General features: G+C 41.7%; 12 protein-coding genes. 7 read left to right on the forward strand and 5 right to left on the reverse strand.

Annotation, left to right across the window (positions count from 1 at the left end):
* The first annotated feature begins 21 nt into the window (after positions 1–21).
* Positions 22–1,335 (forward strand): phosphate regulon sensor histidine kinase PhoR, encoded by a 1,314-nt coding sequence (gene phoR / locus M1F03_RS03505; protein ID WP_251465104.1) that lies wholly within the window; start codon positions 22–24, stop codon positions 1,333–1,335.
* Positions 1,336–1,999: 664 nt separating this feature from the next.
* Positions 2,000–3,325 (forward strand): branched-chain amino acid transport system II carrier protein, encoded by a 1,326-nt coding sequence (brnQ, locus tag M1F03_RS03510; protein WP_154624268.1) that lies wholly within the window; start codon positions 2,000–2,002, stop codon positions 3,323–3,325.
* A gap of 77 nt (positions 3,326–3,402) precedes the next feature.
* Here the strand turns inward: brnQ and M1F03_RS03515 are convergent, their stop codons facing one another.
* The 4 genes from M1F03_RS03515 to M1F03_RS03530 form a co-directional block, all read right to left on the reverse strand.
* On the reverse strand, positions 3,403–4,419 hold the full coding sequence (locus tag M1F03_RS03515; protein ID WP_251465105.1) for a hypothetical protein: 1,017 nt from the start codon (positions 4,417–4,419) through the stop codon (positions 3,403–3,405).
* Between the two features lie 328 nt (positions 4,420–4,747).
* Positions 4,748–6,514 carry a gamma-glutamyltransferase gene (gene ggt, locus M1F03_RS03520; protein WP_154624266.1) on the reverse strand — a complete coding sequence of 589 codons (1,767 nt, stop codon included), beginning with the start codon at positions 6,512–6,514 and terminating at the stop codon, positions 4,748–4,750.
* A gap of 236 nt (positions 6,515–6,750) precedes the next feature.
* Positions 6,751–7,371, reverse strand: coding sequence for a hypothetical protein (locus tag M1F03_RS03525; protein WP_163860704.1), 621 nt, complete (start codon positions 7,369–7,371; stop codon positions 6,751–6,753).
* Positions 7,372–7,783: 412 nt separating this feature from the next.
* Positions 7,784–8,386 (reverse strand): peroxiredoxin C, encoded by a 603-nt coding sequence (locus tag M1F03_RS03530; RefSeq protein WP_154624264.1) that lies wholly within the window; start codon positions 8,384–8,386, stop codon positions 7,784–7,786.
* A 526-nt stretch (positions 8,387–8,912) separates the two neighbouring features.
* Between M1F03_RS03530 and M1F03_RS03535 the strand changes: the two genes are divergently transcribed.
* Positions 8,913–9,938 carry a hypothetical protein gene (locus M1F03_RS03535; RefSeq protein ID WP_251465107.1) on the forward strand — a complete coding sequence of 342 codons (1,026 nt, stop codon included), beginning with the start codon at positions 8,913–8,915 and terminating at the stop codon, positions 9,936–9,938.
* 67 nt (positions 9,939–10,005) lie between these two features.
* On the opposite strand, the gene M1F03_RS03540 is transcribed toward M1F03_RS03535, so the two are convergent.
* Positions 10,006–10,590, reverse strand: coding sequence for an ACP phosphodiesterase (locus M1F03_RS03540; protein WP_154624262.1), 585 nt, complete (start codon positions 10,588–10,590; stop codon positions 10,006–10,008).
* A gap of 301 nt (positions 10,591–10,891) precedes the next feature.
* Between M1F03_RS03540 and queA the strand changes: the two genes are divergently transcribed.
* The 4 genes from queA to secD all read left to right on the forward strand — a co-directional run bounded on the left by queA (position 10,892) and on the right by secD (position 15,475).
* Positions 10,892–11,998 (forward strand): tRNA preQ1(34) S-adenosylmethionine ribosyltransferase-isomerase QueA, encoded by a 1,107-nt coding sequence (gene queA / locus M1F03_RS03545; protein WP_251465109.1) that lies wholly within the window; start codon positions 10,892–10,894, stop codon positions 11,996–11,998.
* 48 nt (positions 11,999–12,046) lie between these two features.
* Complete coding sequence (gene tgt, locus M1F03_RS03550) at positions 12,047–13,174, forward strand: tRNA guanosine(34) transglycosylase Tgt (protein ID WP_163860707.1); 1,128 nt, start codon at positions 12,047–12,049, stop codon at positions 13,172–13,174.
* A gap of 93 nt (positions 13,175–13,267) precedes the next feature.
* Positions 13,268–13,600 carry a preprotein translocase subunit YajC gene (yajC, locus tag M1F03_RS03555; protein ID WP_004905542.1) on the forward strand — a complete coding sequence of 111 codons (333 nt, stop codon included), beginning with the start codon at positions 13,268–13,270 and terminating at the stop codon, positions 13,598–13,600.
* 27 nt (positions 13,601–13,627) lie between these two features.
* On the forward strand, positions 13,628–15,475 hold the full coding sequence (gene secD, locus M1F03_RS03560) for a protein translocase subunit SecD (RefSeq protein ID WP_163860708.1): 1,848 nt from the start codon (positions 13,628–13,630) through the stop codon (positions 15,473–15,475).

The raw sequence follows: 15,475 nt of genomic DNA on the forward strand, positions 1-15,475 counted from the left end.
GAAATAACAGGAGATTCCAGTTTGCTTGAACGCTTATCATGGAAGCAGCTAGTTTGGGGGCTGTTTTTATTTATCTTACCAGCCTTAATATTGTCTATTTTCATCGGCCATCTAGCATGGCTTTTAGTGATTTCATTGGCGGCGGCCTTAATTTGGCATAGCTATAACCTGATGAAGCTTTCATATTGGTTATGGCTTGATCGCAGTATGCTTCCACCTGATGGCAAAGGGGGGTGGGAACCCATATTTTATGGCATCTACCAACTTCAACAACGAAACCGTAAACGCCGTCGTGAATTAGGCCAATTGATTAAACGCTTTCGCAGTGGGGCAGAGTCTTTACCGGATGCGGTTGTGATGATGACTCTTGAAGGTAACATTTTTTGGTGTAATCGGCATGCCCAGCACCTATTAGGTTTTCGTTGGCCGGAAGATAGCGGGCAACCTATTTTTAATTTATTGCGCTATCCGGACTTTAGTCGGTATTTCACGTTACAAAATTATGAGCAAGCGTTAACGATAGAGTTAAACAGTGGCGCTATTGTCGAATTTCGTATCTTGCCTTATAGCGAAGACCAGCTCCTAATGGTGGCTCGTGATGTCACTGAAAAGCGTCGCTTAGAAAAATCGCGTAGAGATTTCTTTGCGAACGTTAGTCATGAGCTACGGACACCGTTGACAGTCATTCAAGGGTATCTTGAAGTATTGGAAGACCAAGAAAATACTTCTCCGGCAAATAAAAAAGCCTTGATGGTGATGCAAGAGCAAGCACATCGGATGGATAATTTAGTGAAACAATTACTGCAATTATCTCGTATTGAAGTCGCGCCTCATATCAATTTAGATGAACAAGTGAATATTCCGGTCATTTTAAAAATGATAGAGCAGGAGGCGATAAGTTTAAGCCAAGGCCGACAGCAATTGGTATTTTCAGTGGATGAAAAGTTACGTGTTTATGGTAATGAAGAGCAATTACGTAGTGCAGTAGCGAACCTTGTCTATAATGCCATTATGCACACACCGGAAGGGACGACAATTCGTGTAGGTTGGCAAAAAACACATAATGGCGCGCGCTTTAGTGTGACAGATAATGGTCCAGGGATCCCCGCAGAGCATATTCCTCGCTTAACGGAACGTTTTTATCGTGTTGATAAAGCGAGGTCTCGCCAAACTGGTGGGGGGACGGGGTTAGGTCTTGCTATCGTTAAGCATGCTTTGCAGCATCATAACAGCCAGTTAGTGATAACCAGTCAGTTAGGCAAGGGGAGTGAATTCTCATTTACCTTACCGCCGGTGTTAATTGTCTTAGATAAAAAGGCGAATAAAACAGCATAAAGAGGTCATGATTACCCGACTAAAAGCGGCATATAGCCGCTTTGTGTTATCAGCCGAAAATCAATAAATTGATTTCCTCGTTTATTTTCAAAACCTACTCGACTTGTCGCCAAACATCATAGGTTTGTCAGCCGTCTGAAGCGGCATACAGCCGCTTTCACTGTTCTTGTACTCTAGAAAGCCAGTCTTTATATATTAGGCGTTCTTTCGGTATATGAGGCAATGTTTCTATATTCCATTGATTTATATTAAAAACATACTCAATTACTACAGAAATGCCTATTTTTATCTAGCAATCTCGAATTAGATATCATTAAACTCGAAGGAGAGTTGAGTGTTTATTGGTTGTTTTTTATTCAAATCATATAGCGCATATTGTTACTTTACTGACAGTAATCACTAGTTATAAAAAATACTTTAGAGTTTTATTCTTGTTTTTCGCTTTGCTCTTGCCTTTTTTCCCTATAAAAGTTTTACTTGTAGCCAGTTATTGGCGATTTTTTCTGTTTTTTGATTTTTAATCTTGCCTGATGTGATAAAACATACAGATTGTATTGTTTATCATCTTGTTAATTAGAATTCTATACCGCCACTTATAATTCAAAGAGTTACTTATTAGTGACTCTATATTTATTAACATTGTTACATAGATTCAACATAAAATATGGCTCATCGTTTAACATCCAGAGATATTCTTGCTTTAGGTTTTATGACCTTTGCGCTTTTTGTGGGGGCTGGAAATATCATATTTCCGCCTATGGTTGGTTTACAAGCAGGTGAACAAGTTTGGACGGCTGCATTAGGGTTCCTTGTTACAGGTGTCGGTCTCCCCGTTTTAACGGTCGTGGCATTAGCCAAAGTTGGAGGGGGCATTGAGGCACTGAGTACTCCAGTAGGAAAAACAGCAGGCTTATTGCTAGCGGTTGTCGCTTACCTCTCTGTGGGACCTTTATTTGCCACGCCACGTACTGCTACAGTGTCTTATAAAGTGGGTATTGCACCATTATTGGGTGGTGAATCTGACATCTCATTATTGATTTACAGCGCAATTTACTTTGTTTTGGTTATTGGTATTTCACTGTATCCAGGCAAGTTATTAGATAGTGTTGGACATATATTGGCACCGGTCAAAATGCTTGCTTTGGCCATTTTAGGGGTTGCGGCAGTATTGTGGCCAGCGGGTCAACCAATACCATCAACGGATGAATATCGAGAGATGGCATTTTCGAATGGTTTCATTAACGGTTATCTAACGATGGACACATTGGGTGCAATGGTGTTCGGTATCGTTATCGTTAATGCAGCCCGTTCACGCGGCATTGAGAATTCGTCGTTGTTGACGCGCTATACCATGTGGGCAGGTTTGATTGCGGGTCTATTGTTGACACTGGTTTATCTATCCCTATTTAAATTGGGCGAAAATAGCGCTTCTATTATCCCAAACCCACAGGATGGTGCGGATATTTTGCATGCCTATGTTCAGTATACATTTGGTAATTACGGTAGCTTTTTCCTTGCGGTACTGATTTTTGTTGCCTGTATGGTGACTGCTGTTGGGCTGACTTGTGCTTGCGCAGAGTTCTTTAGTCGATATGTCCCCATTTCTTATCGCACATTAGTACTCATACTGGGGGTGTTTTCCATGGTGGTCTCTAACCTTGGTTTGAGTAAATTGATTGCCTTTTCAGTGCCTGTGCTTGTCGCGATTTATCCTCCATGTATTGTTTTGATCTTACTCAGCTTCACATTGAAATGGTGGCGTAATCCAAGTGTGGTCATTGCTCCTACGATGTTAACCAGTTTTATTGTTGGGTTAGTGGGGGCTGCCAAAGCTTCTGAGCATTTGAAAACCTATATTCCTGATTGGATGACGGCTATCCCACTATATCAGCAAGATTTAGCGTGGCTGTTGCCCTCTGTGATTGTGTTAGCTGTCGCGGCAGTGTGTGACCGAATGATTGAGCCAAGTAAGGCGCATAAACCTGTTTAATGGCGAAAGGATTCACAGTAAAAAGGAGCCTAATGGCTCCTTTTTACTGTTAAATATAAGCTATCGGTAAAATTGGCTTACACGTCAGTTATTTCATCATATTCCCCATGAATACCGTATGTTGAGAACTGAAGCTGTGTTGGTTGAGGAATATTCGCTGTTGATTTTGTTGAGGCGCAAGGCGCTAGATGATTGAGCTGTTCTTGGGTGACCTCTGAAGCGTACTGCTTAATTTCATGAAGATTGAACACCTTACCGTTTTCAAATTCTGTCATCACATGGTTGATAATGTTATTGCCAAGGGTTGTGATGATGGTATTGATCTCTTTTGTCATACTTTGTGCGTTTTCACGCTTTTGGCTTTCTGTGAGCCCTTGTGTATTAAAATCAATGGTTTTAATCGCCTTACTATATGAATTCATTGCGACATGATATGCGGTGTAGGGAGAACTATCTTTTAAATTAATATGTTCATCGGTTAATTCAAATTTGGTTATCACCGCATCTAACACTTTACTTTTTATTTGTTCGATTTCTACGGGTGTCAGCGTAATGGTAGTAGATTGGTGATTGGCTCTCCATTCTTCAATCGTAGCGCACACTGCTGTATTGATAGTCCTAGCTATAGCGAGTGATCTTTCCAGCTGAGCATGTTGCTGACGTCCTTCTTCCATCAGGATTTGAACGATTTGGTTGTTTGATTGATATCGCGAATGAATTTTTCCTTCTTGATGACTCTTCGGTTGTTTTAAGTGTGAGAGTATATCCATCATTCTAAGGGTTCTTTGCGGGTGCTTAAGTCTATCTAATTTATTGACACTTTTAAGTTGTGCCTTAAGTTCACGTCTAACACCTTTTATTAATTCGGTATTGCTATGCTGTTGATAATCAGTCAGTAATTTTTCTTTATTAAAATGAATAAAACGGCCATTTAATGGGAATGTATAAGATTCATTTGTATTGCTGATACTGTCAACGTGGTTGGGCTGTAATCTCTGAGGGGATGAGTCTGCTGAACTTTTCGTTGAGCGAGTATTATGATTAGTGAAAACAAGGGCGGAAGGAGCCTCGTTTTTTGGAAATGTGTTGATCATAATAATTCCTTTGTTAATTGTATATTATGGAATTATATGAAACGCTGAATAAGCGTCTTTCAAAAAAAGAGACACGTTCCTCTTGGAAGATGAATCAATAACCGCAAAGGAATATTCTGATCTCTAATATTAAAAAGCGGGATGGCTCCCGCTTGAGGTCGTTGACAAAGTGGGATAAAAGTGTGGTTTTTCCCACTTTGTGTTATCAGCCGAAAATCAATAAATTGATTTTCCTCGTTTATTTTCAATAACCTATTCGACTTGCTGCCAAACATAATAGGTTTGGCAGCAGTCTAAAGCGGGATGGCTCCCGCTTTTTTGGGGAAGATTAATTCACGCCAACAGCACTTCCTGCTGGACGGCGAACATCGTTGGAACCGTAAATATAGCCTTGGCGAACTTTACCTGAGACGGCTGCGTCATTACCTGAGGAGTCTGTTTTAGCGCCTTTCGCATCCGGCACTGGCACCATAATTAGCTCAGCAGCTCCCCATGGCGTTTGTTCAACCATTTTATAGCCCATTTTATCGAGTAAGGCTAAGCTATCTTTAGATACTCCTCGTTCTTCATAGTAAACCTCGTCTGGTAACCATTGATGATGAATACGTGGTGCATTAACGGCTTCTTGAGGAGGCATGCCATGGTCGATAATGTTCAATGCAGTTTGTAATGTGATGGATATGATCCGTGAGCCGCCAGGAGAGCCTAGCACAAGGTATACATTGCCATCTTTCGTCACGATAGTTGGGCTCATTGATGACAATGGTCGTTTACCCGGAGCAATCGAATTTCTTTCCCCTTGGACTAATCCATACAGATTTTTTTCACCGACTTTAGTCGTGAAATCATCCATTTCATCATTTAAGAAGAAGCCCGTACCCGGTGGGATGACTACAGAACCGAAGCGACCATTAATGGTATAAGTCGTGGATACCGCATTGCCTTTATCATCGACCACAGAGTAGTGAGTGGTTTCAGGTTTTTCGTGAGGCCCGACACCCGGCTGCACTTGTGTTGATGGTGTCGCTTGACCTGGTTTGATCTCTTTGCGTAGCTCGTCAGCGTAGGCTTTACTTAACAATTTATCCGTTGGATTCTTAACGAAGGCAGGGTCGCCTAAGAAGGTATTTCTATCCATATAGGCATGGCGCATCGCTTCAGTTAGTGTATGGATATATTCTGCCGAGTTAAAACCCATTTCTTTGAGGTCATAGCCTTCTAAGATGTTGAGCGTTTGGCAAATCGTCACTCCCCCTGAGCTTGGTGGCGGTGCTGAAATGAACTTATAGCCGCGATAGGTACAGCTAACAGGGGTGGTATCGGTGATTGTATAATTAGCGAAATCTTTAGCGGTGAGTATTCCGCCGTTCTTTTTCGATGCTTCCTCAACAATTTTCGGGATCTCTCCTTCATAAAAGGCGCTAGGGCCTTCTTTAGCAATTTTTTCGAGGGTATTTGCTAGGTCAGTTTGAACGAGCAAATCACCGGGTTGGAAAGGGCTACCATCCGGTTTTAAAAAGATACGCGCGACTTCAGGGTCCTGCTTAAATCGTTCAGTGGTTGTATCGAGAACATCGGTATCCGCCCGTGTTAAAACAAAGCCCTCTCGGGCTAATTTAATGGCGGGTGCCATCACTTGCTGGCGGCTCATTGAACCGTATTTTTCGAGCGCGTAATCAAGCCCTTTTACTGTTCCGGGGACGCCAGATGCTAAGTAACCGTAAAGACTTGCGCCTTCTATTAAGTTGCCATTGTTATCTAAGTACATATTGGCACTAGCCGCATCAGGGGCAGTTTCACGGAAGTTGATAAAAATATCTTTACCATCAGCAAGGTGGAGAGTCATAAAACCGCCTCCACCAATATTACCGCAGCATGGGTTTACGACCGCTTGAGCGTAACCTACAGCCACGGCAGCATCGACAGCATTCCCACCTGAATTAAGAATATCAGCGCCAATTTGAGAGGCTAAGTGCTGGGAAGATACCACCATCCCTTTTTTGGCTTCCACTGCTGGCTCTGAGGCTGCAAACAGCTGAGGTGAGATAAGTAGCGAAAGTAATAAGGCAGAAGGGCGCCATGATGTTTTTATCATTCGTATCTCCCGATAATTAAAATAGTATAGGGTTATTATGATGTTGTGTGACACAAATGACTAAATGGGTCAATTTGTTAATCAATTGTGTATTTTATGTATAGCACAAAATAGATGAGCAGGCCGAGAGATCGGTATGAGAATATGATTAAAATGAGAGGAAATAAATTTTATTCTCGAGCCTAGAGAAGGGAAGAGTAGAGCCCTAGGCGAGAGCTCTACCGAAATGAGTTAACTTATTTTGCATTGAATAATGCGATGTGGATCCAACCATTGTTCGTCAGCACTAGTGGTGATTGCTGCGATTTTTCAGCGCGTTCTTGGGCTGATTTGATTTGTGGGTATGCGGCGATGACTTTTTCATTTTTAGCCCATGGCGCAACATCTTCAATTTTTTGTTTGAAGTTAGCGATAGAAATTTTTTGCCCGCCACGTTCAGCTGGCTCAGTAAAGTTGGTCACTTCCGTTACAACGAGTTTACCTGTACAGAAACTCCCTCGTCCTGAAAATTCAGCCTTGGTTTCATCAAAGAATTTTTGACCTTCATTAGTCAGTGTAAATTCAACGCCCTCACCTGATTTTTCTTTGCCCCACATATCCTTGATGACAATTTCTTTTTCTGATTTATTTAATAGCCCAGCATCAACTAAACTGTTTAATTGTTCTATTTTTGTCGCATTTGATTGTGCTAAAAACCCCGCAGGAAAGGCTCCTGTATTAATACAAATAGCCGGTTTAGTATCGAGATAATCTTGAATAGACTTTTTGAAATTACTTTCAGAAGCAGTTTGGTTATTATCGCAGCCAGCGAGGAAAGTCGCTGCAATTGCAAGAGAAGCTAACATTTTAAATTTCATTGTATTCCTATCCTAATCGACTTACGTATATTTATTGCTGTTATAAAGATCATTATAACGACTATGATGACGATATTTTTGTAACTATTTGATATAAAAATAATTTACGTATCGAGATATAGATGATTAACAGACTTACCCCAAAAATATCATTAAATTCAATAAGGCTTATTCAATAGTGAATGTAACTATTTGTTGATAAATGTAACCATATTATAAATATTCACCACATGAAAGTATGAGGCGCTATATATCATTTGATATATGGTTTTTTATCTTCAATTGAGAATTTTCTGGTCTGAGATATTTAAAAAAGGAAGAAAAAACAGAAGGAAATAACAGGGAAAATGAGAATGATACCTAAAAGGCCAGCATAAAATTATGCTGGCCCATAAAAACTGAAAAGATCTAATTACAGACCCGTTGCGTTTTTAGTCAGGTAGTCTGCAACACCTTTAGGAGATGCATTCATACCTTCTTTACCTTTTTCCCACTGAGCTGGGCAAACATCACCGTGCTCTTCGTGGAATTGCAGCGCATCAACCATACGCAGCATTTCATCGATGTTACGGCCTAGTGGCAGGTCGTTAACGACTTGGTGGCGAACAACACCATTTTTATCGACTAAGAAAGAACCACGCAGAGCAACACCTGCTTCTGGGTGTTCAATGCCGTAAGCTTTCATAATTTCGCGTTTGATATCAGCAACCATTGGGTATTTAACTTCACCAATACCACCGTTATCAACCGGTGTTTTACGCCATGCGTTGTGAACGAATTCAGAGTCAAAAGAAACACCAACGATTTCAACGCCGCGTTTTTTGAATTCATCATAACGATGATCGAATGCGATCAACTCAGAAGGGCAAACGAAAGTGAAGTCCATTGGCCAGAAGAAGATCACTGCTGGGCGGCCGTTTAGGTGTTTTTTCAGGTTGAAGTTATCAACAATTTCACCGTTACCTAGAACAGCTGCTGCGGTAAAATCAGGGGCTTGACGTGTTACCAGAACCATAATTTACTCCTATGAGTGTTAATTAAAGGTTTTATACCCATAATAATGTAAACTGCTTAGGTGTGGGGTTCACTAAACTCCCTGCGCACTCAATGGTGCTGTTAGGGGGGGTGATTATTTTCCGCCTACAAGCAGCTCAAAATATTTGGGCTATATCTCAAGAGAGAATATGAAATTCCCTACAAAGAATAAAGGTATAAATACCAATCGTTGTGATAGTTTTTACCTATTGATTGTAACAATTTATCAGATTAATAACAATAAGATAGTTTGATTGTTGTGAAGTGCAAGCTTAAATTTTGCATTGATATTAATAGGTTTTTTAATTTATTGATCTTTATAACTAAATTAATATTGATAGATGATATTTATTGATGTTGTGACTCTTTTCTACTCTTGAATTACGTCATAGCCGCGTTTTATGAAATCATTCAGTTCTTGATTGCTTCTACTATGTCTGATGCTGAATTTATTAGCAGTTTAATTTATTGATAAAAATACATTAGCGAAGCATAGAGGTATACGAATGATTGGTAAAATAGTCTCAGAGTCTGTTATGACGCCCAAAAGCGCCCACATCGGTCAGACAAAAAGCCACCGTCCAACGGCTAAACCTGTGAATCAGGTGAGTCAAAACGCGACCGTTAGGAGCAGCGGATATCACAATACTATGGTGGACAGTAATACCTTATCCGTCGCGCCGAATATCATTAAATTAAAAAATAATAATGAGACGTTTAGTTTACCCTCGAAGAATGCGGTTATTTATAGTCCATTTGGTCATCAAGATATGATTTGCCAAGCATTGAGAATCAATACACCTAGAGTTTTGAAAAATAAAGCTGCATTACCCTTATTGAGCTCGAAATTATTGCGTCCGATGCTACAAGAATCGGTGAGGGAATTTAAAAAAAGTGAGCTACAAGGAAAGTTAAAGAATGGGGCTGTTTATGACCAAAAATTGACTCCTTTAATTGCAGAGCATGGGCTTGCAACGGTACATGATGCGATTTTACAAGGTGGTATAGCGCTCAATAAGAATGCAGTGACTGTATTGGGGGAATATAAGGCATTGAACCAATTGCAGTTAGAGTTAAAGTCATCACAAAAAATAGACACAATTTATGTTATTGGGCATGGTGAAGCAGGGCAGCCTTATCTCTATGAAACGAGCAAAATAGGTTGTCGGCAAAAACATGTTGCAGATGTGATGAAGGAAATCTATGCATCACTAGGCAATAAAATCGCCAGCAATGTAAAAATTAAATTGACTGCTTGTGAAAGCGCCGATGCTGAGAGACTTGACTCATTTAACCAATTAACACAAAAAAAGCGAATTGATAAAAATCATACTCATTCACTAGCTGCTCACGCCAAAATAGAAGCCCAAAAAGTCGTGCCAGAAGCTCGCATCTATGGCTATCACGGTATTGGGATCTCAAGAGGCAGTGATTACCTTTCTAAGGCTCAATGTTTAGATTCTGATTTTGATAGTAAAACGGGGCAGGTAACTCATTGGGTGAATGCAAAATCCGTTCGGGAAACGTTTTAATCGAACATTCATTTATGGCTATTATTTTTGCGAAATCATGTAACGGCTTGTCATGGCATGAGGGTGTCTAAGAAAAGCGTGAGTTTTTCACAAGCGCCATCATTTGCGGGTAAAACTGGAAAAAAATTTTTTCAAGTTGCGCATATTGCAATAAAAAATCGTCATATGAACCACTAAGTGCTTGTAATTTTGGTCGTCTGCGAGCCATACCATTTAATGATTTACCAATGTAGGCTTTATCTGCATAGCGCGTTAGCCAGTGCTGCGGCCAAAGAAACTCATTCAGCTCCTGAAACTTTTCAGGAGTATGGGAGAGGTTTGGCTCTATTTGATGGCGAGCATAATGAATAAAGTCAGTTAGGTTAATATGCGGTTCAACCTTAGACCAATGCAAAGACAGAAAATGATCCCATACGAGATCTAACGTGATTGGTGCGACTCGCCGGTAATCCGTTCTGAATAGCAGACGCGCCTCTTTGACCAAAGGGTGCGAATCCGTTGCCTTATCAACAGCTCGGTGCATCATGATACCCGCGACGACATCTGGCGCATACAGGCCTTCAGGGTTGCCACGTACAAAATCAGCCATGATATTGCCGAGTAATGAGGAGTTAGCGGTATAAGCCAAGTGTAAATGAGCGAGAAAGTTCATGATCCTTATCATATACCTGATGCTTAACAAATTATAGTGATGTTCGTTGTTTAAACATTGTTTGAGCTACCTACGGTTATCTGTTTTGCAGTGTCAATGAGTGGTAAGCCGCTTTGTCATTAGGTATTGACGAACAAAAGAGAACGATAATAGCCCCTTTAGAGAAACAGGGAATAGGGCTACTTTGCTAAATATTTGTTAAATGTGGGGAGTTTTTTCAGCAAAAATACGCTTATTTCTTGCGCCTTTGAGTGCTCAGCACTAGACTAGTCGCCTGTTTTTTTAGATTGAAGTTAAGACAATGCGTGTTTCTGATTTTACTTTTGAGTTACCTGAAGAATTAATTGCCCACTATCCTCAAGCGCAGCGAAGCGCATGCAGGCTGCTTAGCCTTGATGGCCCAACGGGGCAGCTCACGCATGGCATTTTTACTGATATTCTTGAGAAATTGGAGCCAGGTGACTTGCTCGTTTTTAACAATACTCGTGTTATTCCAGCAAGGCTATTTGGCCGTAAGGCGAGTGGTGGTAAAATCGAAATGCTCGTTGAAAGAATGTTAGATGAGCACCGCGTGCTTGCGCATATCAGAGCTTCTAAAGCACCAAAAGAAGGTGCTGAGCTGATTTTAGGTGAAGACGAAAGCGTCAAGGCGACCATGGTCGCTCGTCATGATACCTTGTTTGAAGTGCAATTTGATGATGAGCGTGACGTGCTGAGTATCCTCAATCAAATTGGTCATATGCCGTTACCTCCTTATATCGATCGTCCAGACGAAGAAGCCGATAAAGAATTATATCAAACTGTTTATAGTCAGCGCCCTGGTGCTGTTGCGGCACCAACAGCGGGATTACATTTTGATGAGCCTTTGCTGGAAGCATTGCGTGAAAAAGGTGTGGAAATGGCGTTTGTCACATTGCATGTAGGTGCAGGTACGTTCCAGCCCGTGCGAGTCGATACCATTGAAGACCATGTCATGCATTCAGAATATGCGGAAGTTCCCCAAGATGTTGTCGATGCGGTATTGGCTTGTAAGGCCCGAGGTAATCGCGTTATTGCGGTAGGAACGACATCCGTCCGCTCATTGGAAAGTGCGGCTCAAGCCAGTAAAGACACTTTAATCGCACCTTTTTTTGATGATACGCAAATCTTTATTTATCCAGGTTATGAATATCAAGTGATTGATGCGTTGATTACTAACTTTCATCTACCAGAATCGACATTAATTATGTTGGTTTCTGCCTTTGCAGGATACCAACATACTATGCAAGCTTACAAAGAAGCGGTAGCACAACAATACCGTTTCTTTAGTTATGGTGATGCTATGTTTATCACCCGTAATCCCGGTGCTCGTTTAGAGCAGATTGGAGAGTCGTTTGATTTAGGCGATGGCAACGCCACTAGCCTGTAAAGTTAATATCAGCATCGGACTGTTTTTCTGGTGCTAGGAGAAATAAACGTGAAATATGAATTACACACCACGGATGGCAATGCACGTCGTGGTCGTTTAGTGTTTGAACGCGGAGTCGTAGAAACGCCGGCATTTATGCCTGTGGGTACCTATGGTACGGTCAAGGGAATGACGCCTGAAGAAGTACAAGAAACGGGCGCTCAAATCCTACTTGGGAATACCTTTCATCTCTGGTTACGCCCAGGGCAAGAGATTATGAAATTGCATGGGGATTTACATGATTTCATGCAGTGGCAAGGGCCGATCTTGACAGATTCAGGCGGCTTTCAAGTCTTTAGTCTCGGCGCTATGCGTAAAATTAAAGAGGAAGGTGTGCATTTCCGCAATCCAATCAATGGCGAAAAAGTCTTCTTAAGCCCAGAAAAATCGATGGAAATTCAGTACGATCTTGGCTCGGACATCGTCATGATTTTTGATGAGTGTACGCCATATCCCGCGGATTGGGATTATGCAAAAACATCCATGGAGATGTCTTTACGTTGGGCCGCGCGTAGCCGTCAACGTTTTGACGAATTAAACAACAAGAATGCGTTGTTTGGCATTATCCAAGGGAGTGTTTACGAAGATTTACGTGATATTTCGGTTAAGGGGCTGGTAGAAATTGGTTTTGATGGGTACGCTGTAGGCGGCCTCGCGGTGGGTGAGCCAAAAGAAGATATGCACCGTATTTTAGAGCATGTATGTCCACAGATTCCAGCTGATAAACCCCGTTATCTTATGGGTGTCGGTAAACCTGAAGATTTAGTCGAAGGTGTACGCCGTGGTATCGATATGTTCGATTGTGTGATGCCAACTCGAAATGCACGAAATGGACATTTATTTGTCACTAATGGCGTGGTAAAAATTCGTAATGCGAAGTATAAATCAGATACTTCAACACTCGATCCGGAATGTGATTGTTATACTTGCCGCCATTATAGCCGAGCTTATTTACATCATCTCGACCGTTGTAATGAAATTCTTGGCGCAAGACTAAATACCATTCATAATTTACGTTATTATCAGCGTTTGATGGCTGGCATTCGTCAAGCGATTGAAGAGGGTAACTTTGAACAGTTTGCCCAAGATTTTTACCAGAAGATTGGCAAAAGCCAACCTTCTTTAAATATGGAATGAATTTAAGTGCCAAATAGGCTTAATCTGTGTAGCATATTAAGCCTTGCTGTACTTATGTTTTAAATAGCGTTCAATAACAATGAGGAAAGTTGAATGAGTTTTTTTATTTCTGAAGCAGCGGCATCTGCAGGCGCTCCAGCACAGGGTAGCCCGTACACAATGGTCATTATGCTCGTCGTTTTCGCCCTGATCTTCTATTTTATGATCCTACGTCCACAGCAAAAACGTGCTAAAGAGCACCGTAAGCTGATGGAATCCATTACGAAGGGTGATGAAGTTTTGACAACAGGTGGTTTGATCGGACGTGTAACCAAAGTTTCTGAAACAGGCTATGTTGTTCTTGAACTCAGTGAGAACACTGAAGTAACTATCAAACGTGATTTCGTTGCTGCTGTTTTACCTAAAGGCACAATGAAAGCTATTTAATTTCTGATTTTCCCGAAGGGAACTGCCGTGCTAAACCGTTATCCTTTGTGGAAGTATCTGATGCTGATCGCTGCGATCCTCATCGGTCTGCTTTATGCGCTTCCAAACCTATATGGTGAGGATCCGGCTGTTCAGATCACTGGCGTGCGGGGAACCGCCGCCAATGAACAAACGCTGATCCAAGTCCAAAAAACGTTAGAAAAAGACAATATCCAAAGCAAGTCTATTGCCTTGGAAAATGGGGCTGTATTAGCCCGATTCAACAACTCAGATATTCAGTTGCGCGCTCGTGAAGCTTTAGTTAGCGCCTTGGGTGATCAATACGTTGTTGCATTAAACCTTGCACCTGCAACACCGAAATGGCTTGAAATGATCGGTGGTGAGCCGATGAAACTCGGCCTTGACTTGCGTGGTGGGGTTCACTTCCTAATGGAAGTTGATATGGACACTGCATTAGGTAAATTGCAGGAACAAAACATGGACGGTATACGTAATGACTTGCGCCAAGCAGGCATTCCGTACTCTTCTATCCGTAAAGGCGACAATTACAGCGTTGAAGTCCGTTTCCGTAACGCTGATGACCGTAGCCTAGCAGAGAAAACATTGGCTCGTAAATTCCAAGACTTAGTGTTTTCTGATGGTGGCAATAATACCATGACTGCTGTCATGACGGATGAGCGTCTACGTGAGGCTCGTAACTATGCCGTATCTCAAAACATTACTATCATTCGTAACCGTGTGAACCAATTAGGGGTTGCAGAACCTTTAGTTCAGCGTCAAGGTGCGGAGCGTATTGTTGTTGAGTTACCGGGTATTCAAGATACCGCCCGTGCTAAAGAAATTTTAGGTGCAACAGCAACCCTAGAGTTCCGTTTAGTCAACCAAAGCGTTGATCCATCGGCTGCTGAAAGTGGACGTGTGCCTGGTGATTCCGAAGTTAAGTATGATCGAAATGGCGTGCCTTACGTGTTGTATAAGCGTGTTATTTTGACCGGTGACCATATCACTGACTCAACTTCAGGCGGTGATGAAAACGGTGCACCTCAAGTTAGCATCGGTTTGGATAGTGCTGGTGGCTCTATCATGTCTGATTTTACTCGTGATAATCAGGGTAAACTCATGGCAACCCTGTTTGTTGAATATAAAGACAGTGGTAAACGAGATGCCGAAGGCCGCGCTATCTTGATGAAAGATGAGAAAGTGATTAACGCTGCGAACATTTCAGCGCGTTTCGGTAGTCAATTCCGTATCACCGGTATCAATGATCCAAATGAAGCACGCCAGTTATCATTGCTGTTACGTGCGGGTGCGTTAATTGCACCAATCCAAATCGTTGAAGAGCGTACCATTGGTCCAACGCTTGGTTTGCAGAATATTGAACAAGGTTTGAAAGCGTGTTTGGCAGGCCTATTAGCATCAATTCTATTTATGATTATTTACTATCGTAAGTTTGGTTTGATTGCCAGTACTGCACTATTTGCAAACTTGATCATGATTGTTGGTGTGATGTCGCTGTTACCGGGTGCAACACTGACAATGCCTGGTATTGCGGGGATTGTGTTGACCCTTGCCGTTGCCGTTGATGCGAACGTTTTGATTAACGAACGTATCAAAGAAGAATTGCGTAATGGGCGTTCCGTCCAGCAATCTATTCATGAAGGTTATAAAGGCGCATTCTCAAGTATTATTGACGCAAACCTGACTACGCTTATCACTGCCATTATTCTGTATGCAGTGGGAACTGGGTCAATCAAAGGCTTTGCAATTACGACAGCTATCGGTGTCGCCACCTCTATGTTTACAGCCATTATCGGTACACGTGCTATCGTGAACCTGCTATATGGTGGTAAGCGTATCAACAAGCTGTCAATTTAA

This window comes from Providencia sp. PROV080 (assembly GCF_033688105.1).
GTDB lineage: Bacteria > Pseudomonadota > Gammaproteobacteria > Enterobacterales > Enterobacteriaceae > Providencia > Providencia zhejiangensis.